This is a genomic window from Candidatus Photobacterium acropomis (assembly GCF_030685555.1).
GTDB lineage: Bacteria > Pseudomonadota > Gammaproteobacteria > Enterobacterales > Vibrionaceae > Photobacterium > Photobacterium lucens.
This window is the reverse complement of the sequence record NZ_CP131609.1, coordinates 2,332,940-2,357,179: the sequence shown is the minus strand read 5'-3', so window position 1 is coordinate 2,357,179 and position 24,240 is coordinate 2,332,940. Positions and strand designations below refer to the sequence as shown.

Here is a 24,240-nt window from a genome sequence, read left to right as displayed (position 1 = left end):
ATTAATAAAGTCATATGTTTAGATATTAAGTCAAATGTTGGATTTTGTGATTGCTAAATCATCTTTTTTAAGCTCCATTGTTTGCGTATTAGGAAAATAATGTAATATGGGATGGTTAATACCCTTAGAGAATGTAAATGTTATTTAGTAGTCGTCAGCGGAAAACAATAAGAACAAAGATGGTGCCATTGTTAGCGTCGAGTATTGTTTTATGCATAACAGTTTCTCTTGTCGTTGTAATTAACAAAATTCAAGATACTAACCAAAATGCAGTTCTTGAATCAGCAGCATCCCGCCAAGCTGATCTCCTTAGAGATCAAATCAATAGTGATATTAATTTTATCGGCTCTGCGGCTAATTTCTTTCAATCTAGCACACCTGCTAACTGGGTGAATTTTGACCGTTTTGCGAAGGAAGTGATAAAAAACTCAGACAGCTTAATAAGTTTACAGTGGCTCGAGCGAGTGACGCCTGATAACGTAGAACAATACTTAGAAAAACAAAAATACAGTTATCCTGACTTTCATATCTATACCATTTCAAATAAGAAAGAGCAGAGTTTTAATGGCCATTTTGGTGCGACAAATGTGCTTTATGTGGTAAGTGATATTTATCCTCTTTCACATCATAACTTAGATATTCTCGGGTTTTATTCTTTGAGTACGCGTACTCAGTTATATATTCACAATATTAATACGACCAGAAAGCCAAATGTCTCTGATTCTGTAACGATCCTTGCTGATACATTAGAATCGATTAAAGTGAATGGCGAGATGAAAAAAGTGACGTATCTTGCTCATAGCGATAAAGAAAAACGTGGCTTATTGATTTATTACCCAGTGTTTACCCATGATACAAAAAACATGAAAGGTATTGTGGTTGGTGTGGTTGATTTAACTGTTTATATGAATTCGATTATTCACCGTTCCTTAAATGGGGTTTATAGTCAAATTAAAATTATTGATACAGGTCTAGGCTCTACAGATTCACCGGTCATGTATAAAAGCAAAGGTTGGGATAGTGCTAAAGGTATCACTTTAATAAGAAAAGTGACCTTGCCTAACCGTGTATGGTTAGTCGAATTTAAGCAATCGAATGCTAAAAAAGAGCAAGATATGTGGGTACTTGTTGGTATTGCCTTGGCCGGCTTTATCATTGCGATTTTGGTGTACTACATAGTTTCTTTTCAACGTGGTGAAAAAGAAAGAATTGAAGCGCAATTAAAGATCAAAACTAAAGAATTACAGTTTTTAGTTGAGCGTGACGTATTAACGAAATTACGTAATCGTCGCTCATTTAATCAATATATCGATAAGCTAATTACAACAAAACACGCTTTTACCTTAATTGGTATTGATGTTGATAAATTTAAAACGATTAACGATGAATTTGGTCATGTGTTTGGCGATCAAGCGTTAATCCATGTTGCGCAAATTATTCCGACATTACTTCAATCGGATGATAAGTTCTATCGATTAGGCGGGGATGAGTTTTGTATTATTACTAAGAACATTGAAACCGCACATTTAGAACAAATGCTGGCGGCAATGTGCTTCAAAGTAAATCAAACGATCTTGCAGTATAAAGGTCATGAAACGTATTGCTCACTGAGTATCGGTGCGGCTATTTGGCGAGAAGAAGATGATGTGGAAACCATTATGACTCGCTCCGATAATGCTTTGTATGAAAGTAAGAAAAAAGGGCGAAATTGCTTTTCAATTCTTCATTAACGACAATGTTTGCTCTAAATAGACAGTATTTAAACGATTAATTTTTGGTAAATTAAGCTGCTGTTTATTCACCATAATGACTTTTCTTGATAACCTGTGTTCATTCTAGGTAGCTCATATTGTTTGGGCTATGTGTTACTGAGAAGGTAATCTCGTTTGGATCATTTTGTTTGGAATATCGACCCCGTGATGGTGTCATTCTTAGGCTTGAAAATTCACTGGTACGGTGTGCTATTTGCATTAGCTATTACCGCTGGTTTCCAAGTCATGAAGTCAATTTATATTCGTGAAGACAAGCCAGTTGAAAGTTTGGATTCACTATTAATGTATGCGGTTGTCGGCATTATTGTTGGTGCGCGTTTATTTCATGTTGTGTTTTACGATCCTGATTACTACTGGGCAAATCCAGGTCAGATCATTGCTGTTTGGAATGGTGGTTTAGCGAGTCATGGTGGCGGTCTAGGCGTTATTCTGGCTGTTTATTTCTACACTAAACGTTACAACATTAATTTCAGATGGTTATTAGACCGACTAGCGATTGCAACTGCGTTATTTGGTTTCTTCGTTCGTACCGGTAACTTCTTTAATTCAGAAATTCTAGGTAAGCCAAGTGATTTACCATGGGCTGTGATTTTTGAACGTGTTGATATGATCCCTCGTCACCCAGTAATGCTTTATGAAGGTTTCTCTTACTTAGCAATCTTTGTTTTATTGTTCACGCTTTATCGTAAAACAGACATTGGTAAGTACAAAGGTCTATTACTTGGTTGGTTCTTAGTGCTAGTGATGACTGTACGCTTCTTGCTTGAATTTATTAAAGTTCACCAAGCAGATTACTCAACAGGAATGATGATTAATACCGGTCAGTTACTAAGTATTCCGTTTATTCTAGTGGGTATTTTACTTGTAATTAAAGGTCAAAAAGAGCGCCGTTTACAACACGCGAAAAGCGAATAAGCGTAATAAAAGAGATATGAAAAAGCCGATCACATGTGATCGGCTTTTCTTTTATTTGGCGTTGTATCTTCGTGTTATTAATGGAATGGATACCAGAACAGGCTGGTGGATTCTACACGGTGGAAGATACCAAATGCTAATACTGCAGCAATGACAGCTAATGCAACATAGTCCTGTTTAGTCATTGGTTTTAAGCTGTACCAAGTACGCTTTTTATTTCGACCAAAACCACGTAGTGTCATTGCATTTGAAATCACGTCAGCGCGATCTAGGCTTGAGAAAATCAACGGGCCCAAGATCTTAGCTACGTTACGAATACGTGTCATCACAGGCGCATTCTTTGAAATATCAACACCGCGTGCTTGTTGTGCATGCATGATATTGGTGAAGTCTTTCATCACTTCCGGTAAGTAACGCAATGTTAAGCTAACTGCATACGAAACACGGTATGGCACCCCCAATTTGTTTAAGCTGGCAGAAAACTCTGTTGGGTGAGTGGTAAATACAAATACCAATGCAATAGGGAACATACTGAAATATTTCAGCGTTACTGTTAGCAAGTAAAACAGCGTTTCTAATGTTATGTCGTAATGACCGAACACATGTAGTAACACTGTTTTAGTACCCATGTAATCGGTACCTTGTTGTGGCGCAATTAAGAACATAAATAGGGCGTTCATTAATAGCACAACCGTTGTACCCATCAGCAAAGGTTTGTAGACGCTAAATGGTACTTTTGTTTCTTTTAATAGGTACAAACCTAAAATAATTAATCCGCAAATTACACGTAGATCAAACGTCAGTAGTACCATGGTGACCCAAGCCATAAAGAGAACGAACTTGGTGATACCATTGAGTGAATGTAGCCATGATTGGGTATTAATGTAGCTAATACCAAACTTGAATTTGTTGGTTTTCATTATTATTTCGTTTTTGCTTCGTGCTCAATAAAACAGCGGATAAAGTCGTCAATGCGTGTAATACCCAGAGATTCAGCGAGGGTGTACAGGCTCGTCACCGTTAAGTTAGCTTTATCAAGTAGGGCTGGTTGGCTGAAAATACGATATACACTGTCATCTGCTAATAATTTGCTATCTGCAATCACAATCGCACGCTGGGTATATTCCAATACAAGGTGCATGTCATGTGAAATGATGATGATGGTGATACCAAGCTTTTCGTTCAGCTCTTTAATGAAGGTCATCATTGCAGTGTAGTGATAGTAATCTTGTCCTGCTGTTGGTTCATCTAAGATCAGTAATTCAGGCTCTAGCACTAGCATGGTAGCGATAGTAACGCGTTTTTTCTGACCATAGCTTAATGCATCAATTGGCCATTCGCGGTAACGACCTAAACCACATAATTCCAGCATGTGATTTACTTTTTCTTTAATTGTTGCTTCATCTACACCACGGTTACGTAAACCTGATGCGACTTCGTCAAAAATCATATGATGTGAAATCATATGGTTAGGATTTTGAAGTACCACACCGATCTTTTGGCTACGTTCAAAGATAGAACAACCAGCAAGATCTTCACCATTGAGTGACATGGTACCTTTGTCTTGCTCTAGTACGCCCATGATCAAACGAGTGATGGTTGATTTACCTGAGCCGTTTTTACCCATGATAGAAACAAATTCGCCTTTATGAACATCAAAGCTGACATCATCAAGGGTGTTTTTAGCGCCATCATATGAGTAAGAAAGATTCTTCACACTTAGCAGTACATCTTGCTGCTCGGCTGGTTGAGCAGGTGCAACTTGCTGGAACCAATTTTCTAATTGTGGCTTGAATTTCTCTAAGTTAATGGTTGAGAAATATGCAGGATGATCTTCAGGTGAAACAGTACAACCCGCAGCTTTAATAGCTGAGATATAAAGAGGTTCACGAATACCGTGTTGCTCAAGTACAGTGCTTGCTAATAACTCGTCAGGTGTCATATCTGCAACGATTTCACCACGATTCATCATGATGATGCGATCAACAGGGCGATGAAGCACATCTTCTAAACGGTGCTCAATGATAATGACCGTTTTACCTGTGTCTTTATGCAGATTGTCAATGATTTCGATAGCCGCTTTACCTGTTTTCGGGTCAAGACTTGCTAAAGGTTCATCAAATAACAGGATATTGACGTCATCAACCATAACACCAGCCAGTGATACACGTTGCTTTTGACCACCACTTAAATCAAAAGGTGAGTGATCGATGATTGAATTTAAATCAACCATATCAGCAGTGGCTTGTACGATCTCACGCATTTCTTTTTGTGGGATCATTTGGTTTTCAAGCGCAAAAGCAATGTCTTCACCTACACTCAAACCAACAAACTGACCATCGGTATCTTGCAGTACGGTACCGACCATGCTGGTGCAATGGTCTAGCTTCATTGCCTGAGTATCTTTGCCATTAATGGTCAAAGAGCCAGTGCAATCACCTTTAATCGCATGTGGGATCAAGCCATTTAGGCACTGACCTAATGTTGATTTACCACTGCCACTTGGCCCAACAATCACGACTTTTTCACCGTCGTTAATTGTTAGATCGATGTGCTTAAGCGTTGGCTTTTCAAGTGCCCAATATTTAAAAGAGAAATCGGTAAATTGAATTGCCATGCTTAGTATGCCTCTTTGAGGTTGTAGCTTTGCTGCTTACGCTTCGCAACTGATGTCAAAATAAAGTGTCCAACAACCGCGATCAGGATGGTATTACCTGCTGCGATAATTACTAACTGTGCTAATACTTTAGTGAACGGTTCTGCATACAGTACGGAGTCAAGAAATGCAGATGTGCCATAGCCAATCACGTTGCCTAAGAATGCAAGAATAACGAAAAGGGTGAAATCAAGTTTAGAGAATAAGCCTTTTTCAAGACGCTCACGAGTTAGCTTTGGATATAAGCCAACGATCATACCAACGATGCCAGAGCCTAGAACCCAAGTGAACCAAACGCCCCAACCAGCAAATAAGTCTGTTACCCAGTGACCAATAAAACCGACCAGGAAGCCAACCAACGGACCAAATAGAACAGCGAACAGTGCCAGTACTGCCATTGCTGGCTTTAAGGTTGTGTTTGCAAATACAGGAATACCGAACATTGGTAAACCGCCAATGCCGTACAACGCAGCACCGATAGCAATCAAAACAACCGTTTTGGCTGAAAGACTCATAACTAAACCTTGTAAACTCTTGGTGGTTGTTCATCGTATAAATTGAACAACACAGATAAAAACTGGATTCGATTCGCGCGCTTTTGGGTAAAGTGATGTCACCGATTTGGCAGCCATGCCAAAGGTTGGGGCAAGTCATCGCTAGAGATGCTAGCTGTTGCCACTCAACGCGAATAATCCATTATTAAACAAGAGCGGTGTAGGTCTAAATTCTGAGCTCGTAAAGAACGTAAAAAGAATAGAACCCAAAGCGGCGCACATAATACAGTAATAAATAGAAGAAAGGAACGCTTTACATCTAGACGTCTAAAGAATAATCGACTTTGATTAAAATAAATTAAATCAATGAAAAATTGGTAATAAGATACTGTTCTTAAGCGTTATTTTCAGTTGTTATTGAGTTATATACCCTGTTATTACTAGACAAGAATCTTTTAAACTCCGCACAACCTCATGAGAGAGTTGACGCTGTGTCTATGTGTTTGACACATTTGGTAACTTGAATTTTTTTGCACTTTTATTGCGATTAAAGTAAAAAAAATCACGTAATCAATTACACTCAAAGGGATAGATAGATTTAAATTTATTTTAATTTAGAGTGGATTTGGTAATTTATAAATTATCCTTCGATTAGGGTACGTTATCCGTTTGATAATTATAACTAATTGGAAAGGTTATATTTTTATCTTTATTTTTTTTCTGAAATAGTCAATAATCGGCTGGCGTTTTTTATTTTGAAGCGTGTAAAAAAGAATAATAAGAAAGTCTAATGTCAAGCTTTAACTTGGTACGAAACTTTGCACTGATACACAGAATCAGCATAAGGTGAAGTGTTAAGTTAAGGTAGAATTATATAGTATTAGTAGTAGCTATCCTGCCATTCCGGCTGGGTGCAGAGCCAAATCATTGGAGATACAGCTTGATTAATGTATTCCTTGTAGATGATCACGAACTGGTTCGCACAGGGATTAGACGTCTTCTTGAAGATGTCCGTGGTATTAAAGTGGTAGGGGAAGCCGTCAGTGGTGAGGAAGCCGTAAAATGGTGTCGTAGCAATCATGCCGATATCATTCTTATGGATATGAATATGCCAGGTATCGGTGGACTTGAAGCAACCCGTAAGATTTTACGATTCAATCCCGATGTAAAGATTATTGTTTTAACAATTCATACAGAAAACCCGTTCCCAACGAAAGTAATGCAAGCAGGTGCTGCTGGTTACTTAACTAAGGGAGCAGGTCCTGATGAAATGGTTAATGCGATTCGAATGGTAAACAGTGGTCAGCGTTATATTTCACCTGAAATTGCGCAGCAGATGGCTTTAAGTCAGTTTGCTTCAAACTCTGAAAACCCTTTCAAAGAGCTTTCTGAGCGTGAACTTCAGATCATGATGATGATCACCAAAGGGCAAAAAGTCACTGACATTTCAGAGCAGTTAAATTTAAGCCCTAAAACCGTGAATAGTTACCGCTATCGTTTGTTCAACAAATTAGATATTAGCGGTGATGTTGAGTTAACTCACCTTGCTATTCGCCACGGAATGCTTGATACAGAGACGTTATAGTGTCAGATGTTCCAAACGAAAAAAGTTTTGATCCTCAAGCTTTTCTGAAAACAGTAACACATCAGCCAGGCGTCTATCGTATGTACGATGCCGCTGGTGTTGTTATTTATGTAGGTAAAGCGAAAGATTTAAAGAAACGCCTATCTAGCTATTTTCGTACTAATGTCGCGGGTGAAAAAACTCGCGCATTGGTGAAAAATATCAGCAATGTGGATGTGACGGTTACCCATACTGAAACTGAAGCCCTTATCCTTGAACACAATTACATCAAGCAGTATTTACCAAAGTATAATGTATTGCTGCGTGATGATAAGTCTTATCCGTATATTCTTCTGAGTGCGAGCAAACATCCTCGTTTGTCGATCCATCGTGGCGTTAAACGTCGTAAAGGAGAGTATTTTGGTCCTTACCCTGATGCTGGCGCTGTGCGAGAAAGTTTGCATTTAATGCAGAAAATCTTTCCTGTGCGTCAATGCGAAGATTCTGTTTATGCTAATCGCAGTCGCCCTTGTTTGATGTATCAAATTGGTCGCTGTTCAGGGCCTTGTGTTGAAGGTTTGATCAGCGATGACGAATATCAGCAGCAGGTGCAATTAGTACGGCTATTTTTACAGGGCAAAGATCGCCAAGTGATCAGCATTATGGTTGAAAAAATGGAGCAAGCTAGCCAAGCATTAGAGTTTGAGCGAGCTGCGACTTACCGCGATCAAATTCAGGCATTAAGACGTATTCAAGAGCAGCAATTCGTTAGCCAAGATAATGAAGATGATATTGATGTTATAGGTATTGCACACAGCAACGGTTTAGCCTGTATTCATGGTTTATATATTCGCCAAGGTAAGATCTTAGGTAGCCGCAGTTATTTCCCTAAAGTGCCAGCCGATGCCACCTTAACCGAAGTCTTAACGGGGTTTGTTACTCAGTATTACTTTAATCAGGTTGAAGGGCGTGTGATCCCAAGCGCTATTTTATTAAGTGAAACACTGGGTGATGAGGGAGAAACCATTGCTAAAGCGTTAACTGAGATGGCGGGGCGTAACATCAGTTTTAAATACAATCCACGGGGAAATCGTGTTCAGTATTTAAAATTGGCGAAAACAAACGCTGAGACGGCACTGACGAGCAAAATAAATCATCGTTTAACGATACAAGAGCGTTTCTTTGCTCTGCAACAAGCATTAAACTTAAAGCCCATTTCACGTATGGAATGTTTTGATATCAGTCATACCATGGGTGAGAAAACGGTCGCTTCTTGTGTGGTATTTAACCAAGATGGTCCTTATAAGCAAGAGTACCGTCGTTATAATATCACTGGCATCACGGGTGGTGATGATTATGCAGCAATGGCACAGGTTTTAGAGCGTCGTTATAGTAAAGAAATGGAATTAGATAAAATTCCAGACATAATTTTCATCGATGGGGGTAGAGGTCAATTATCAAGAGCGTATGATGTAGTAAAACCTTATATTGCTGATTGGCCTAAGCGTCCTATGTTGGTGGGTGTTGCCAAAGGAACAACACGTAAGCCAGGCTTAGAAACATTAATTTTTGTCACTGGTGAAGAAATATCGATGCCAAGTGATTCTCCTGCACTGCATTTAATTCAGCATATTCGTGATGAAAGTCATAACCATGCGATTAGTGGTCACCGTGCTCAACGTGCCAAGGTACGTAAGCGCAGTAGTCTTGAAGATGTAGAAGGTATTGGACCAAAACGACGCCAAGCGTTGCTCAAATATATGGGTGGTATGCAAGAGCTGAAAAAAGCAAGTAAGGAAGAAATCGCAAAAGTACCTGGTATTAGCCCTGCTTTAGCAGAAAAAATAGTCGATGCATTGCAACATAGTTAGTTTGCTGCACTTTTTTGGTTTAATTTACTGATAAATTCGCACATAAGCATACTTTGGAGTAGGCTTGTCGAGTAGATTAAACTCTGATTTTGAACATAAGAATAATATTATGCGTTTATCAATACCTAACATCTTAAGTTTCGTTCGGCTCCTACTCATCCCATTTTTTGTTATTGCCTTTTATGTGCCGTACGAGTGGTCTGCATTTGCTACAGCATTGATTTTCTGGATTGCTGGTGTTACTGACTGGTTTGATGGCTACTTAGCTCGTAAGTTAAATCAAACCACCCGTTTTGGTGCCTTCATTGATCCGGTTGCTGACAAATTAATGGTAGCAACAGCGTTAGTGTTAGTTGTAGAACATTACCATTCAGTATGGGTAACGATTCCTGCTGTGACTATGATTGGTCGTGAAATTATCATTTCAGCGCTGCGTGAGTGGATGGCTGAAATTGGTAAACGTGCAAGTGTTGCTGTGTCTTGGGTCGGTAAAGTAAAAACAGCATCGCAGATGTTCGCATTGCTATTATTACTATGGCACCCACATGAATATGTTGTGTGGTTAGGTTACGCATCACTTTACGTGGCAATGGTATTAACCTACTGGTCAATGGTGCAATACCTTAAAGCAGCGAAAGATGACTTGTTAAACGCTGATAACCATTAATCGAATATATTGTTTATAAAGGCCTGATTATCAGGCCTTTTTTGTATCTGTTGTTTGCGGTTTTTCGCTATTTCTCTAATCCATAAAGTAACAAAGCGGCGTTAGCTTGTTAGATATAATGAGTAAGAAACAGGGTACTACGTGACGAAAAAAACGGTTATTAATATTATTTACAATATATTTATTGAACATGGTTCAATTAAGCAGTATAACGACGAAAACCGTTTCTTATGTTGAAGATTTGATTTTACCTTTGTCTTATATTTGTAGATAACAAAAAGCAGGGTTATGTTTTTATATCAACATGGTAACGCTTTTTTTTGAATTCAATAAAAAACATTGTTCAATAATGGATGGGTTATGTTCCAGAATAAAACAGTATTAGTACTTGCGGGCGCACAAGGCATTGGTAAAGCATGTAGCCTGTTATTAGCTGCTCAAGGTGCCAATGTATATGTGGCTGATTGGAATGTTGATGAAGCAGCAGCAACAGCAGAAGAAATTAAGAAAAACAATGGTAAAGCGACAGGCATGTTCTTTAATGCCTTTGATAATGATTCTTACGCCCCACTGATTGATTCTATTCTTGAAAAAGAAGGCAAGATTGATGTGCTAGTGAATAACTTTGGCGGTGTTGATTTACGTAAAGATCGTGATTTAGCACATACTGATGTTGCTGATTGGGAAAAGAACATGCTTGCTAACATCAATAGCGTGTTTATTCCGTCAAAAGCCGTGATCCCAACAATGGTGAAAAATGGTGGTGGTAGCATTGTTAACATCTCATCACTGTCTTCTTTAAGTGCTGAGATGTCGAGTATCTCATACGGTACAGCGAAAAATGCCATTAACCATATGACTCGCCAAATCGCGATTCAATATGCGGGTTTCGGTATTCGTTGTAATGCGGTTCTACCGGGCATGATTGCAACGGATGCGGTGAAGAACAACTTGAACCAAGAGTTCATTGATAACTTCTTAGCAACGCAGCCGATTAAGCGCATGGGTGAGCCTGAAGATATCGCGAATGCTGTTAGCTTCCTTGCAAGTGATCTAGCGGGCTTTATTACAGGTGTTTGCTTACCTGTTACTGGTGGTATGAATATCGCACCTGCACGTTACTACTTTGATGCCGACAAAGTTAGCTTCTAATTAGTCGAATATTAATATGAGGCCGTATTTACGGCCTTTTTTATGGTTATTTATAAACGATGAATACAGTTAAAATATCTCTAAAAGATTCCGTCATTGGCGCAGTGATTAATGCGGTTATCAACTACTTTGTTGCATCACATGCCTTTGCGGATAAATTACATGTGCCTATGTCACTTGACATGATTTCAACAACTGAAGTGTCTGTTTGGGGGCAAGCGGTATCATTATCCTTTGGTTTAGGTGCAATACTTTCATTTATTACTGCGAAAATATTTAGCTCACATACCTTAAAACAATCACCGCATTTAAAACCGCAAGTATCATCAGTGAAATTGTTAAGTCTTGTTTCTATTTCTTTAAATAACACCATGTTCCTATTTGGCTGGTTCGTGGCATTGGCTATTCTTTGGACGCGTTATTTTGGTGTTGTTTTAGTTCCTGTGGTTGCAGCATCAGCAATTGTGGCGATCATGGCTTTTGTTGTCACAATGATTGTGGAACAAAGAACTAAAATGAATTTAGTTCAACGCTGGGAAAGTACTCTGAATACAAATAATTAGAAGTTTATCGAAAGCATATCGGGATCATACAGCATTCAATTTTATAACCTGCTAAGGTTTGATGAGACTTAGTATGTTGAGGTGACATTATGATCCCGATAGATTCTTCCATTGTGGCAGGGGTTGCGTTATCTGAAATAGATGGCGTGATGAAAATGCTACTGATGAAACGAGTAAAAGGCGGATATTGGTGCCATGTTGGCGGCTCTATCGAAGGTGAAGAAACCGCTTGGCAAGCCATTGTTCGTGAGTTTTATGAAGAAACTCAAATCAATGTTGTCGATCTTTACAACGCTCAATACCTCCAACAATTTTTTGAAGCCAATGTGAATGTGCTGCAAATCATTCCTGTTTTCGTTGTTATATGTCCTCCCAATCAAGCCATAGTACTTAATCATGAACATACGGATTATCAATGGTGCACATTAGAAGAAGCGAAAGCGTTAACGCCATTTCCTAATCAGCATCGTGTGTTTGAGCATGTCTGGGCTTACTTTGTTGATAAGCCTATCGAACCTCTTTTTAAAGTTGAGATTAAATAGAATTTTCACTCTAACGAAGAAGTTGAAGATATGGGAAAAGTGATATTACAAGGATTTATTGTTGTTCCTGAAGATGAATTGAACATCGTCAGTAAAGCGCTTGAGAAACACGTCGCACTAACAAAGCAAGAGCCCGGCTGTTTAGTGTTTAATGTTAACCAACGCTCACACTCTCCCTGTTATTTTGATGTTTATGAAGAGTTTTCTAACAATAATGCTTTTGAGCATCATCAAAGGCGTGTTACAGCATCTGAATGGGGAAGAATTACCGTCAATGTAGAACGCCATTATGAGGTGTGGCATAGCGAGAACGATTAAAAATTGATAAAAGGACAGTTCAATGGAATTTTTGCTTCCCTATAAAATCACAATTTGGGTTATTGGCTTGGTGGGGCTGTTGTTGTTACTACAGTTAATCGTTTTAGATGTGGCGATTCTTAGTAAAAAGCACATTCCCGGTTTTGCCATTGAAGCTAACCATGAACACTTTTTATTCCGAGCGAATAGAGCATTAGCTAATAGTAATGAAAGCCTTGGGATCTTTATTGTATTCGTCCTGTTTGCGCTATTTTCTCAGCCCATTGCTCACTGGGTTAATGGTTTCGCTGTGGTTTATTTATTTGGACGAGTAGGGCATATGTTGTGCTATTACTTTAATTTAAAAATATTACGCAGCATCTTTTTCGTGGTGAGTTTATTGGGACTTATTGGATTATTTATCACCGCAATAATGGCTTGGCTGTAAGTTGAGTTGTTCTTATTGTTTTGATTATTAAAAATATGGTCATAAAACGTATTTAAAAAGGCACTTGGGTTAAGTTATTACTAGAAATAGAAAATGCTAAGTGCCTTTTTATTTGATTGCGTTAGCTTACCTTACGTGTTGTTTGATACTGATAAATCTTGGGATAGCTAGAAGTATCTATAGCTAGATCTGGTTGAAACCAATTTAAGCTATGGGTCAGTGTAGTCACGCTGCCGATCACAATAAGAGCAGGACTTTCTGCGTTTTCTGCTAATGATTCTAACTGAGCTAAATCGCCTGTATGGATTCGTTGTTGCGAACTTGTACCACGCTCAATAATAGCAACAGGGGTTGCCAATGACATGCCATAAGCACTGAGCTTATGACGAATAACATGGCTTTGGTTTAAACCCATGTAGAAGACTAAAGTGTGATTTGCTCGTGCTAATGACGACCAATCGATTTGATCTTTGCCTTCTTTTAGATGCCCTGTAATAAACTGAACACTTTGAGCATGATCTCTGTGTGTTAAAGGAATACCTGAATAAGCGGCACAGCCAGATGCGGCTGTAATGCCGGGTACAACTTCAAACGGGATCTTAAAAGGAAGTAGTGCTTCTAACTCTTCACCACCACGACCAAAGATGAAAGGATCGCCTCCTTTAAGCCTTACGACTAATTTACCGTTAAGTGCTTGTGATACTAGAATTTGGTTGATATCACCTTGCGGCACACAATGATTGCCTGCTTCTTTACCCACAAAAATACGTTCGCAGTGGTGAGGGAATAGCTCAACAATTTCGTTAGACACAAGGCGATCATAGACAATGACATCAGCCTGTTGAATACAACGTAATGCTTTCACCGTTAGCAGTTCAGGATCACCGGGACCTGCACCAACAAGTATGACTTTACCGATATTGGCACAAGCCTTTACTTCTGATTGTGGTAGTGAATACACAGTTTCGTTTGTTGTCATTCTATTTGCTCCAGGCTGAGTCTTTATCTTATGTCGTAAATTAAGCGGTTTGCTTTTGAGCGCTTGCTTGAGCAGATCCTAAGTACGGACGTTGTACGCGTGGCGTTGCAAACCAGTAACCTAATCCCATAAATACAACACCTGAAATTGTGTTACCTAGCGTTACCCAAAATAGGTTGTGAGCGATACCAGCAAGAGTAAAGGCTTCAGTGTGCTGACCAAACCAAGATAGGGCAAAGATCGTCATGTTTGCGATTGAGTGCTCGTAACCTGATGCGATAAAGGCAAGTAAACACCACCAAATAGCAATGAATTTCGCTGAGCCTTCAACACGTTGGCACATCCAGATTGCTAAACAGACTAACCAGTTACATAAAATGCCTTTAAAGAGCAGTACAGTGGCTGATGCTTCTGTTTTAGCAAGAGCAACGTTATTCACTAAGCTGCTTGAATCTGGAAGCAGTTTTCCGCCGCCAGCGTAGAAGAAGAGTAACGCAACACCAATAGAGCCAAGTAAGTTACCCATCCATGTTTGTGGTAATACACGAAGAGTATCTGCAACGGTGATTTGACCGGTTTTCACACCAAAGGTTAAAAACATCGTGTGACCTGTAAATAACTCAGAGCCAGCCACGATAACAAGGGTAAGTGCGATACCGAATGTCGCGCCCATTACTAGTGGGCGAATAGAAGGATCAACCATATTTCCTAGGGTGAAAATAAGAATGATCCCTAAACCGACATAAGCGCCAGCCATTGCGGAGCTTAGCCAAAAACCAAATTTTTCCTTATCTGCAAATTCAACAATACGTGCGGCATTGGCTGAACATTTCTTTATTGTGTCTGCGTACATAGTATTTCCCTGTATAAAATTAAACTCTTTGGGATAGATAACCTAACCGCTAGGCTCTATACCTATGCCAAAAAGTGGGAAATAGCACTGAGGCTATTTCCCAATAGCGTGTTACAGCTGAATGAGTACGTTGCCGTCTTTGACTTGAACTTGATAGCTTTCGATATTCATCTCTGGGTTTTCTAAACAACGTCCATCAGCTAGCGCAAAGCGCTGTTTTTTCAGAGGGCTAGCTACCCATAATTCGCCTTGGTGCTCGCAAATGATGCCGCGAGATAACACATTGGATTTTGAAAAAGGATCCATGTTGTTAATCGCAAACAGTTGCTCACTTTGATCGGGACGGAAGATAGCCACTTGGGTATTTTCAATCAGAGCGCAGACACCTGTACCCGGAATCAAATCAACTAATTGGCAGGCTGTGATCCAAGAACTCATACGTTTTCCTCCAATGAAATAGCATAGGTGTGCGCTTTTTCTTCGTTTGTTGCAGGGCGGTGCTGATCACGGCTAGGCACAAACACCACATTGTCATCACGCTTGTCGCTGTTAATGAAATGGCTAAAGCGTTTTAGCTGTTGTTCGTTATCTAGCGTGTTTGACCATTCACACTGGTAAGAGTTAATAAGCTTCTCGATATCTGCTTCAAGTTGCTCGTTGATACCTAGTTTGTCGTTAATGATCACTTCACGTAGGTATTCAACACCACCATCAAGGCTTTCTAACCAAGTAGAGGTTCGCTGTAGTTTGTCGGCAGTACGGACATAGAACATCAAGTAGCGATCGACGTATTTGATGAGTGTGTCATGGTCGAGATCGGCTGCTAGTAAATCACCGTGGCGAGGTTTCATACCACCATTACCACCAACGTACATGTTCCAACCAGCGTCTGTTGCGATGATGCCAAGATCTTTACCTTGAGCCTCAGCACACTCACGGGTACAGCCAGAAACACCAAACTTCATCTTGTGAGGAGTACGGATACCTTTGTAGCGATTTTCAAGCTCTACACCCAAGCCAACGCTGTCTTGCACACCGAAGCGACACCAAGTGCTACCAACACAAGTTTTCGCCATACGTAGCGCTTTGGCATAGGCTTGACCTGTTTCGAAACCCGCTTCAATTAAGCGTTTCCAAATTGCTGGCAAATCATCTTTTTGAGCGCCGAATAAACCAATACGCTGCGCACCTGTGATCTTGGTGTAAAGGTTGTAGTCGTTAGCGACTTGCGCTACCGCTAATAAACCTGCAGGTGTCACTTCACCGCCAGCCATACGTGGGATCACAGAGTAAGTGCCATCTTTTTGCATGTTGCCAAGGAAAATATCATTGGTGTCTTGCAGTGGGGTATTTTGTGGAGTTAGGACATAGTCATTCCAGCAAGAAGCCAGAATAGAGCCAACCGTTGGCTTACAGACTTCACAGCCATAGCCTTGCCCGTATTTCGCTAATAGCTCATCGAACGATTTGATCTCTTCAATACGGATCAAGTGGAATAGTTCTTGGCGAGAATAAGCAAAGTGCTCACAAAGGTGGTTATTTACTTCAATACCGGCTTTGGCAAGTTCGCTATTAAGCACTTGGGTGATCAATGGTAAACAACCACCACAGCCAGTACCGGCTTTAGTAACGGCTTTGATTTCACCTAATGTGGTGTGTCCTTCGGCAACAGCGGCGGCAATTTTGCCTTTAGTCACATCAAAACATGAACACATCACAGCGCTGTCAGGTAGCGATTCTACGCCCATCGCGGGTTTCTCTGTTCCGGCATGAGCAGGAAGGATCAAGCTATCAGGGTTTTCTGGCAGTTCGACGTTGTTAAGTGCTAACTGAAGTAGGTTACCGTAGTCAGCAGTATCACCAACGAGTACCGCACCTAGCAGTGTTTTACCGTCTTCAGACACAATAATGCGTTTGTAAACTTCTTCTTGTTCGTTTAAGTAAACATAGCTCTTACAATTTTCGGTACGACCATTCGCATCACCAATACTACCGACTTTCACACCAAGTAGTTTTAGCTTGGCACTCATGTCAGCACCTTCAAACTGCTGCTCTTCACCTAATAAGTGACCAATAGCGATTTGTGCCATTTTGTAACCCGGTGCAACAAGACCAAAGAACATGTTGTTCCAAGAAGCACATTCGCCAATTGCGTAAACATCGTTATCTGAGGTTTGGCAGAAGTTGTTGATCGCAATACCGCCACGCACACCTGTTTCTAAACCACATTGAGATGCCAGTTTATCTTGCGGGCGAATACCGGTTGAGAAAACAATAAAGTCCACTTCAAGTGATGTGCCATCTGCAAATTGCAGGGTATTACGGGCATTTTCACCAGAAGCAATAATTTCTTTTGTATTTTTGCTGGTGTGAACGTTAACGCCTAATTGTTCGATCTTTTTGCGTAATTGCTGACCACCTTGTGGATCTAATTGCTCAGCCATGAGTACTGGGGCAAATTCGATCACATGGGTTTCAACACCTAATGCTTTTAATGCGCCAGCAGCTTCGAGTCCTAAAAGACCACCGCCGATAACAACACCACTTTTGCTGCGTTTTGCGGTTGCTTCAATAGCTTTGAGATCTTCGATCGTGCGGTAAACAAAACAGTCTTTATTTTCACTACCTTTGATAGGTGGAACCCAAGGGTAGGAGCCTGTTGCCATGATCAGTTTGTCGTAACGAATTTCACGACCAGTGTTAGATAGGATGAGTTTTTGCTCACGGTTTACGTTAATAGCACGTTCGCCTAACAGCACATTAATACCGTGTTTTTCGTAAAGCCCTTGTTTTACAAGAGAGAGCTCATCGGCTGTGTGGTGAGAAAAATAAGATGATAAATGCACACGGTCATAAGCGACGCGAGGCTCTTCACAGAAGACAGTGATCTCGTAGTTATTGATCTCTGTGCGATCAATTAACTCTTCGATGTAACGGTGGCCGACCATACCGTTGCCGATAATCGCCAATTTGACTTTACTCATAACACCTACTTAACCATGCTTTAAATTGCATTCAGTGTATTAAGACAAATTGTGAAGAAATATGATTTAAATCAAGAGGTATTCTAAATACCTCTTTAGGGGTAGTTCTGTAAAATCAATTGTTTATGTGGTTTTTTAAGGTGAATTTGCAAGATGCTATATTGCAGCTTTAAGTTTTGCTTAACTACGAGGTAAGTTTATCTTATTGTTTTTAAATACACTTATTTGTTTTGTATCGTTTAAATGTGAGAAGTTAGTAATAAATACTATGTTTTCTAGAATGTATTTTGGTGTTTACCGAGTAATTTAAAATCAATGTAAAAGATTATGTTTTTTTATTAATGGATGTTGTTTTTCTATTCATCCTTGTGCTATTTTTCTGCGCAATCCTTGCTGATAAGCAGGACGATAAGTAATTGAACTGTAATTACGCCGTAGGTATTTATGCAATTGATGCATGAATAGAAGGGAATTAATACGCTGTTTTGCTGACAAGAAAGCGAACACATATTGAAGGAACCCAACAGTGAATCTTGTATCGCTATCACTTCATTTTGGTTTTCACTTACCGAAATACCGTGTTATCACGGAGCCTTGATCGTTCCTGAACGAATATTACGTCTGTCGTGCGTTTTTAGCTTTTTACGTAAGTAAAAGGCGTTTTTGACACACTTTAAATACGTAATTCCATCTCATTAGCACCCAAATCAGGTGCTTACATTGTTAGTTGTACAACTATGTACTTCTCTTTTGTCACATCTGTTAGGTGGAAATGGAGCGGTAATGATTGGAACGAGACATGTCTACACTTTTTAATTTTCAAGAAACAGATCTCTCTGTAACTGTACCTGTTGTTAATGACTTATATGATTTAACACTTGATGAGTTATTACTAAGCCAAGAGCATTATGAGTCAGAAGTTCGCTCATATCCGCGACGACTACCACTTGCTATTGCTAAAGCGGCGGGTGTGTTAGTCGAAGATACCCGTGGGCAGTTGTTTGTCGATTGCTTAGCAGGGGCAGGTACATTAGCACTGGGTTATAACCATCCCGAAATCAATAAAGCGATTGTTGAACAATTAGAATCTGGCTTGCCATATCAAACCCTTGATATTACAACGGCAGCGAAAGATAACTTCATCAAACAACTGATTAATTTCCTACCTGAGTCATTTGCAAACAATGCTTGTGTACAGTTTTGTGGTCCTTCAGGTGCCGATGCCGTTGAAGCTGCGATTAAATTAGCCAAGCAAACCACGGGTCGAAATACCATGGCAGCCTTCCACGGTGCCTATCACGGTATGACAAATGGCACCATGGCGATGATGGGAAATTTAAACACTAAATCTCGCCGCCAAGGGTTAATGGCTGATGTGCATTTCTTACCATTTCCTTATTCACTGCGTTGTCCGTATGGTTTGTCCGGTGATGAAGGTGCTAAACAAAGCCTTCGATATATTGAGCGTATGCTTTGTGATGATGAAAGTGGTATTCAAAAACCAGCAGCAATCATTGTTGAGCCAGTACAAGGTGAGGGCGGTGTTATCCCTGCGCCTGCATTTTGGTTGCGAGAATTACGTCGTATTACCCAAGAGCACGGTATTTTACTGATTTTCGATGAAATTCAATGTGGTATAGGTAAAACCGGATTTAACTTTGCTTTTGAAGAATCAGGCATCATGCCAGATATTCTATGTTTATCAAAAGCGGTTGGTGGCGGTTTACCCATGTCTGTACTGGTTTTCAATAAAGAGATTGATAGCTGGAACCCGGGTGAGCATACGGGCACATTTCGTGGTAATCAGCTGGCAATGGCGACAGGTGCCAAAGCATTAGAAATTATTGAACGTGATGGTTTGGTAGAGCATGCGCAAAAAGCAGGGATGTATCTACGTCGTGGTTTAGAAAAAATCGCAGCAGAAACGAGCTGTATTGCAGAAGTGCGTGGCAAAGGCTTAATGCTAGGTGTTGAGATTGTTAAAGCAGATGGTAGTAAGAATAAATTTGGTGAGCCTGTGGCAGATCCTGATTTAACTGCTGCTATTCAACGCTCAGCATTAGAGCGTGGTTTGATCATTGAAAAAGGTGGCCGACAAGGTTCAGTATTACGCTTCTTACCGCCATTGATCATCAGTTTTGAGCAGTTGGATTTTGTATTAGCAACAATGAAAGCAGCAATTGAAGCGCATGTAACGCCCATTGCTCAAACGCAAGTTGTTGATACTCCCATATCTAATTGGCAACAACACTTTATTCAAACGGGGAAAGGGGGTTCTGAAACGTTTGAAGTGGCGCTCAATCACACTACGCAAGTGCTGAAGAAAGTGTTTGAGCAAACTAATCAGCCGTATTCTGGTTTAGATCCTCAAGTACTCAAGACCTTAATTAATGGTATTGATTTAAATCAGCCCCAACAATCGTTAGATACAGTGATTGAGCAAACGGGCGATCTTATCGCGAAGCACTCAATCATGGTGCAACACCCGCACTGTATTGCCCATTTGCATACACCGCCACTTGTACCTGCTATTGCCGCAGAAGCCTTTATTGCGGCTTTAAATCAGTCAATGGACTCTTGGGATCAAGCTAGTGCTGCGACATTTGTTGAGCAAAAAATTGTAGATTGGTTATGTGAGATCTATCAACTCGGTCATCAAGCTGATGGTGTGTTCACCAGTGGCGGCACACAAAGTAATTTGATGGGGTTATTGCTGGCTCGTGATTGGGCGGCAGATACGATTTCTGGCCATAATATTCAGCAGCAAGGTTTACCTACCTATGCAGAAAAAATGCGTATTTTATGTTCAAAAAAATCGCATTTCACCGTGCAAAAATCAGCATCATTAATGGGACTTGGTGAGCAGTCTATCGTATGTGTTGATACTAATCCTGATGGCACTATTCAATTAGCATCATTAATTACCACGATTGAATCATTAAAAGCAGACGATCTTATTCCGTTTGCTGTTGTTGGAACAGCAGGAACAACAGATCACGGTGCAATTGATGATTTGACTGGCCTAGCAGATATTTCAGCTCGTTATAACCTTTGGTTTCATGTCGATGGTGCTTATGGCGGTGCGCTGATTTTAAGTCGTCATCAAAGTCGCTTACATGGCATTGAAAAAGCTGATTCCCTAAGTGTTGATTTTCACAAGCTTTTCTTCCAACCGATCAGCTGTGGTGCTGTATTAGTGAAAGATAAATCTCACTTTAAATACCTGCTTCATCATGCTGATTACCTCAATCGTGAAGATGATTTATTGCCGAATTTGGTCGATAAGTCGATTGCAACCACTAAACGTTTTGATGCACTTAAAGTGTTAATGACGATGCAAAGCGTAGGCGCTGATGCGCTTGGTGAAATGTATGATCATCTGTTGAGCCGAACTCAGAATGTTGCTGATTTAGTCAATCAACAGCCGAAATTTGAGCTGCTTGCTGATCCTGTGCTTTCGACTGTGTTATTCCGCTATGTGGGCGACAATGCAGATATAACAGAACCGAAACTCAATCAATTAAATAAGCAGCTTCGCATTGATGCTTTAGTTAAAGGCGAAGCGGTATTAGGGGAAACCCTTGTCGATGGCAAAGTGGCACTGAAATTCACGATTTTAAATCCGTGCCTAACAATAAATGATTTTAAAACCTTATTGAATAAAATCGCTCAATTGGGCCAATCGTTATCGTCTTCAACTCAATAAAACAACCATCTATATATGAATTTAAAAGGAAAGAAATAATGGCTATTTTACAAATTGGTGCTGGTGGTGTTGGCTGGGTTGTTGCACATAAAGCGGCGCAAAATAATGATGTATTGGGTGATATCACGATCGCTTCACGTACTATCACTAAGTGCGAAAAGATTATTAGCTCAATTGATAAGAAAAATAACTTAAAAGATCCAAGTAAGAAGCTGCAAGCTCGTGCTGTTAATGCGGATGATGTCGATGCATTAGTCGCTTTAATTAAAGAAGTAAAACCTGATTTGGTTATTAATGCAGGGCCCCCGTGGGTAAACATGACTATCATGGAAGCGTGTTATCAAACGAAAGTTTCGTATTTAGATACATCCGTAGCGGTTGATTTGTGCTCTGAAGGTCAGCAAGTTCCACAAGCTTATGATTGGCAATGGGGCTACCGTGAGAAATTCAAAGAAGCAGGGATCACTGGCATTCTAGGTGCAGGTTTTGATCCGGGTGTTGTTAGTGTATTTGCTGCTTATGCGGTGAAACACCTGTTCGATGAAATTGACACCATTGATGTGATGGACGTGAATGCTGGCGATCACGGTAAGAAGTTTGCCACTAACTTTGATCCTGAAACCAATATGTTAGAAATCCAAGGTGATTCATTCTATTGGGAAGACGGAGAATGGAAACAAGTCGGTTGTCATAGTCGTATGCTTGAGTTTGATTTCCCGTTAGTCGGTAAGCATAAAGTTTATTCTATGGCACATGATGAAGTACGTTCAATGCAGGAATTTATTCCAGCAAAACGTATTGAATTTTGGATGGGCTTTGGTGACAAATACCTAAATTATTTTAATTGTATGCGTGATATTGGCTTATTAAGCCCAGATCCACTAACGCTGCATGATGGTACTGTTGTACAACCACTACATGTTCTGAAAGCCTTATTACCGGATCCAACATCGCTTGCTCCTGGCTATACAGGAAAAACCTGCATCGGTACTTGGGTCCAAGGTAAAAAAGACGACAAAGAGCGCAGTGTGTTTATCTACAATAACGCAGATCATGAAGTGGCGTATGAAGATGTAGAGCATCAAGCAATATCATACACTACGGGTGTTCCTGCTATTACAGCAGCTTTACAGTTCTTTAATGGCAAATGGGTAGATAAAGGTGTGTTCAATATGGAGCAGTTAGATCCAGATCCATTCTTAGCAACAATGCCAACAATTGGTTTAGATTGGCATGTTCAAGAATTGCCTGTTGGTCAGCCTGATATTCACATCTTGAAATAAGACACATCTATTGAAGCGAGCTTGTATAAACAAGCAAGCTCGCTTTCTTATTTATATAAAAGAGAAAGCCGCATTGAAAACGCCATATTTCATGATTGATGAGCAGAAGCTGATCAACAATTTAGAACAAGCTAAAAAGTTAAAACAATTATCTGGAGTAAAACTCGTTCTTGCATTGAAGTGCTTTTCCACGTGGGGCGTGTTTGATGTTATGAAGCCTTATCTTGATGGCACAACCAGTAGTGGGCCATTTGAAGTTAGGTTAGGTGCTGAAAAATTCGGTGGTGAAACTCATGCTTATAGTGTGGGATATAGCCAAGAAGACGTAGAAGATGTGCTGCAGTACTGTAATAAAATCATTTTTAACTCAGTCTCTCAATTACAAGCTCATCGCCATTTAGCCGACGGTAAAGCCTCTGTTGGTCTACGTTTAAATCCGGGGATCAGCTGTGCAGGACAAGATTTAGCAGATCCTGCTCGTCAGTATTCACGCCTAGGGGTTCAAGAGAACCTTTTAACTGATGACTTATTCGATGATTTAGAAGGCGCAATGTTTCACATGAACTGTGAAAACAAAAGTGCTGATGCATTTATTGCATTGCTCGATTCAATATCAGAGCGCTTTGGACGTTACTTATTAAAGCTTGATTGGGTTAGCTTAGGTGGTGGCGTTTTCTTTACATGGCCTGGTTACGAGTTAGAAAAATTGGCAACGGCTTTAAAGGCATTTTCAGAGCGTTTTAGTGTTCAATTATATCTTGAGCCGGGTGAAGCGATTATTACCCAAACGACTGACTTAGTGGTTACCGTGGTTGATATTGTCGAGAACGGTATGAAAACAGCCATTGTAGATAGTGCGACAGAAGCACATCGACTTGATACCTTAATTTATAATGAGCCAGCAACGGTAACGGAATCGTCAAAAGAGGGGAGTTATGAGTACGTAATTGGTAGTTGTTCTTGCTTAGCGGGCGATCAGTTCTGTGTTGCAAGCTTTGAACAACCACTCTCTATTGGGCAGAAATTACATATTGCAGACAGTGCAGGTTACACCATGGTGAAGCTAAATTGGTTTAATGGTCTGCGTATGCCAAGTATTTATTGCCGTCGTAGTAATGGTTGTGTCGAAAAACTCAATGAATTTAGTTATGACGATTTTGCTGCATCGTTATCACGTCCTGTAATCTCACCAGCAAGTTAAAGTTCAAAAGGTGAGATTGTCTGGTTTTTGATCATTTATGGGCTGATTTATGGTTCGATGTTATGGAATTTAACCAGTTAAATAAAAAGTCATAATTTTTCGTTGACTGATTCTGTAAAATCAGTAAATTACACCACGTACCGCAGCGGGGGGACTCGCTAAGGGCAAAAAATTCTAAAGATGGTAACTTCTTTAGAAATATTGAGGCGCGTTGGCAGAGTGGCTATGCAGCGGATTGCAAATCCGTGGACCTCGGTTCGACTCCGGGACGCGCCTCCATTCTCTTATGAGAA

The 24,240-nt window shown here is 40.2% G+C and carries 20 protein-coding genes and 1 tRNA gene; 14 read left to right on the top strand and 7 right to left on the bottom strand.

The window, feature by feature from the left end; all coding sequences use genetic code 11:
* Nucleotides 1–137 precede the first annotated feature (137 nt).
* Both Q7657_RS17790 and lgt read left to right on the top strand, forming a co-directional pair.
* Nucleotides 138–1,730, top strand: a complete 1,593-nt coding sequence (locus Q7657_RS17790; RefSeq protein WP_107165229.1) for a sensor domain-containing diguanylate cyclase — start codon at nt 138–140, stop codon at nt 1,728–1,730.
* A gap of 156 nt (nt 1,731–1,886) precedes the next feature.
* On the top strand, nt 1,887–2,687 hold the full coding sequence (lgt, locus tag Q7657_RS17785) for a prolipoprotein diacylglyceryl transferase (protein WP_053986744.1): 801 nt from the start codon (nt 1,887–1,889) through the stop codon (nt 2,685–2,687).
* Between the two features lie 77 nt (nt 2,688–2,764).
* Here the strand turns inward: lgt and Q7657_RS17780 are convergent, their stop codons facing one another.
* From Q7657_RS17780 to Q7657_RS17770, 3 genes are read right to left on the bottom strand one after another with little or no spacing between them, the layout of a single operon-like run.
* Nucleotides 2,765–3,607, bottom strand: coding sequence for an energy-coupling factor transporter transmembrane component T family protein (locus Q7657_RS17780; protein ID WP_107165228.1), 843 nt, complete (start codon nt 3,605–3,607; stop codon nt 2,765–2,767).
* 2 nt (nt 3,608–3,609) lie between these two features.
* Nucleotides 3,610–5,304 (bottom strand): ABC transporter ATP-binding protein, encoded by a 1,695-nt coding sequence (locus Q7657_RS17775; RefSeq protein WP_107165227.1) that lies wholly within the window; start codon nt 5,302–5,304, stop codon nt 3,610–3,612.
* Between the two features lie 2 nt (nt 5,305–5,306).
* Nucleotides 5,307–5,858: an ECF-type riboflavin transporter substrate-binding protein gene (locus tag Q7657_RS17770; RefSeq protein ID WP_107165226.1), complete on the bottom strand. Its 552-nt coding sequence runs from the start codon at nt 5,856–5,858 to the stop codon at nt 5,307–5,309.
* Between the two features lie 919 nt (nt 5,859–6,777).
* On the opposite strand from Q7657_RS17770, the gene uvrY reads away from it, so the two are divergent.
* From uvrY to Q7657_RS17730, 8 genes are all read left to right on the top strand, one after another.
* Nucleotides 6,778–7,422, top strand: a complete 645-nt coding sequence (gene uvrY / locus Q7657_RS17765) for a UvrY/SirA/GacA family response regulator transcription factor (protein WP_008987315.1) — start codon at nt 6,778–6,780, stop codon at nt 7,420–7,422.
* Entirely contained in the window at nt 7,422–9,272 is a 1,851-nt protein-coding gene (uvrC, locus tag Q7657_RS17760) for an excinuclease ABC subunit UvrC (protein ID WP_107165225.1), read from the top strand. Before uvrY ends, uvrC begins: the two co-directional genes overlap by 1 nt.
* Before the next feature lie 109 nt (nt 9,273–9,381).
* Nucleotides 9,382–9,939, top strand: a complete 558-nt coding sequence (pgsA, locus tag Q7657_RS17755; RefSeq protein ID WP_053986740.1) for a CDP-diacylglycerol--glycerol-3-phosphate 3-phosphatidyltransferase — start codon at nt 9,382–9,384, stop codon at nt 9,937–9,939.
* A 360-nt stretch (nt 9,940–10,299) separates the two neighbouring features.
* Complete coding sequence (locus tag Q7657_RS17750) at nt 10,300–11,091, top strand: SDR family NAD(P)-dependent oxidoreductase (protein WP_107165224.1); 792 nt, start codon at nt 10,300–10,302, stop codon at nt 11,089–11,091.
* Between the two features lie 59 nt (nt 11,092–11,150).
* Nucleotides 11,151–11,654 carry a permease gene (locus tag Q7657_RS17745; RefSeq protein WP_107165223.1) on the top strand — a complete coding sequence of 168 codons (504 nt, stop codon included), beginning with the start codon at nt 11,151–11,153 and terminating at the stop codon, nt 11,652–11,654.
* Nucleotides 11,655–11,743: 89 nt separating this feature from the next.
* Complete coding sequence (locus Q7657_RS17740; protein ID WP_107165222.1) at nt 11,744–12,196, top strand: NUDIX hydrolase; 453 nt, start codon at nt 11,744–11,746, stop codon at nt 12,194–12,196.
* 30 nt (nt 12,197–12,226) lie between these two features.
* Nucleotides 12,227–12,514, top strand: coding sequence for a putative quinol monooxygenase (locus Q7657_RS17735; protein WP_107165221.1), 288 nt, complete (start codon nt 12,227–12,229; stop codon nt 12,512–12,514).
* Nucleotides 12,515–12,536: 22 nt separating this feature from the next.
* The gene (locus Q7657_RS17730; protein ID WP_107165220.1) at nt 12,537–12,941 is read left to right on the top strand and encodes an MAPEG family protein; all 405 of its coding nucleotides are present in this window, start codon (nt 12,537–12,539) and stop codon (nt 12,939–12,941) included.
* Nucleotides 12,942–13,062: 121 nt separating this feature from the next.
* Here the strand turns inward: Q7657_RS17730 and cobA are convergent, their stop codons facing one another.
* The 4 genes from cobA to nirB all read right to left on the bottom strand — a co-directional run bounded on the left by cobA (nt 13,063) and on the right by nirB (nt 17,757).
* The gene (cobA, locus tag Q7657_RS17725) at nt 13,063–13,920 is read right to left on the bottom strand and encodes a uroporphyrinogen-III C-methyltransferase (protein ID WP_107165219.1); all 858 of its coding nucleotides are present in this window, start codon (nt 13,918–13,920) and stop codon (nt 13,063–13,065) included.
* 40 nt (nt 13,921–13,960) lie between these two features.
* Nucleotides 13,961–14,773 carry a nitrite transporter NirC gene (nirC, locus tag Q7657_RS17720; RefSeq protein ID WP_053986733.1) on the bottom strand — a complete coding sequence of 271 codons (813 nt, stop codon included), beginning with the start codon at nt 14,771–14,773 and terminating at the stop codon, nt 13,961–13,963.
* Between the two features lie 111 nt (nt 14,774–14,884).
* Nucleotides 14,885–15,211: a nitrite reductase small subunit NirD gene (nirD, locus tag Q7657_RS17715; protein WP_107165218.1), complete on the bottom strand. Its 327-nt coding sequence runs from the start codon at nt 15,209–15,211 to the stop codon at nt 14,885–14,887.
* Entirely contained in the window at nt 15,208–17,757 is a 2,550-nt protein-coding gene (nirB, locus tag Q7657_RS17710; protein WP_107165217.1) for a nitrite reductase large subunit NirB, read from the bottom strand. Before nirB ends, nirD begins: the two co-directional genes overlap by 4 nt.
* Before the next feature lie 799 nt (nt 17,758–18,556).
* Between nirB and Q7657_RS17705 the strand changes: the two genes are divergently transcribed.
* The 4 genes from Q7657_RS17705 to Q7657_RS17690 all read left to right on the top strand — a co-directional run bounded on the left by Q7657_RS17705 (nt 18,557) and on the right by Q7657_RS17690 (nt 24,226).
* A complete protein-coding gene (locus Q7657_RS17705) occupies nt 18,557–21,463 on the top strand; it encodes a pyridoxal phosphate-dependent class III aminotransferase (protein ID WP_107165216.1) in 2,907 nt (968 codons plus the stop codon).
* Between the two features lie 38 nt (nt 21,464–21,501).
* Complete coding sequence (locus tag Q7657_RS17700) at nt 21,502–22,746, top strand: carboxynorspermidine synthase (RefSeq protein ID WP_107165215.1); 1,245 nt, start codon at nt 21,502–21,504, stop codon at nt 22,744–22,746.
* A 55-nt stretch (nt 22,747–22,801) separates the two neighbouring features.
* The gene (nspC, locus tag Q7657_RS17695) at nt 22,802–23,947 is read left to right on the top strand and encodes a carboxynorspermidine decarboxylase (protein ID WP_498827403.1); all 1,146 of its coding nucleotides are present in this window, start codon (nt 22,802–22,804) and stop codon (nt 23,945–23,947) included.
* A 205-nt stretch (nt 23,948–24,152) separates the two neighbouring features.
* Nucleotides 24,153–24,226: transfer RNA gene (locus Q7657_RS17690), tRNA-Cys, on the top strand.
* Nucleotides 24,227–24,240: the final 14 nt, after the last annotated feature.

Bases quoted from the DNA above. Each gene is read 5' to 3' on its own strand.
- Q7657_RS17700 (WP_107165215.1), top strand. From the start codon at position 21,502: ATGGCTATTTTACAAATTGGTGCTGGTGGTGTTGGCTGGGTTGTTGCA.
- nirB (WP_107165217.1), bottom strand. From the start codon at position 17,757: ATGAGTAAAGTCAAATTGGCGATTATCGGCAACGGTATGGTCGGCCAC.
- pgsA (WP_053986740.1), top strand. From the start codon at position 9,382: ATGCGTTTATCAATACCTAACATCTTAAGTTTCGTTCGGCTCCTACTC.
- Q7657_RS17775 (WP_107165227.1), bottom strand. From the start codon at position 5,304: ATGGCAATTCAATTTACCGATTTCTCTTTTAAATATTGGGCACTTGAA.
- cobA (WP_107165219.1), bottom strand. From the start codon at position 13,920: ATGACAACAAACGAAACTGTGTATTCACTACCACAATCAGAAGTAAAG.
- Q7657_RS17780 (WP_107165228.1), bottom strand. From the start codon at position 3,607: ATGAAAACCAACAAATTCAAGTTTGGTATTAGCTACATTAATACCCAA.
- Q7657_RS17750 (WP_107165224.1), top strand. From the start codon at position 10,300: ATGTTCCAGAATAAAACAGTATTAGTACTTGCGGGCGCACAAGGCATT.
- Q7657_RS17740 (WP_107165222.1), top strand. From the start codon at position 11,744: ATGATCCCGATAGATTCTTCCATTGTGGCAGGGGTTGCGTTATCTGAA.
- Q7657_RS17745 (WP_107165223.1), top strand. From the start codon at position 11,151: ATGAATACAGTTAAAATATCTCTAAAAGATTCCGTCATTGGCGCAGTG.
- nirC (WP_053986733.1), bottom strand. From the start codon at position 14,773: ATGTACGCAGACACAATAAAGAAATGTTCAGCCAATGCCGCACGTATT.
- Q7657_RS17770 (WP_107165226.1), bottom strand. From the start codon at position 5,858: ATGAGTCTTTCAGCCAAAACGGTTGTTTTGATTGCTATCGGTGCTGCG.
- Q7657_RS17790 (WP_107165229.1), top strand. From the start codon at position 138: ATGTTATTTAGTAGTCGTCAGCGGAAAACAATAAGAACAAAGATGGTG.
- Q7657_RS17735 (WP_107165221.1), top strand. From the start codon at position 12,227: ATGGGAAAAGTGATATTACAAGGATTTATTGTTGTTCCTGAAGATGAA.
- nirD (WP_107165218.1), bottom strand. From the start codon at position 15,211: ATGAGTTCTTGGATCACAGCCTGCCAATTAGTTGATTTGATTCCGGGT.
- Q7657_RS17730 (WP_107165220.1), top strand. From the start codon at position 12,537: ATGGAATTTTTGCTTCCCTATAAAATCACAATTTGGGTTATTGGCTTG.
- Q7657_RS17705 (WP_107165216.1), top strand. From the start codon at position 18,557: ATGTCTACACTTTTTAATTTTCAAGAAACAGATCTCTCTGTAACTGTA.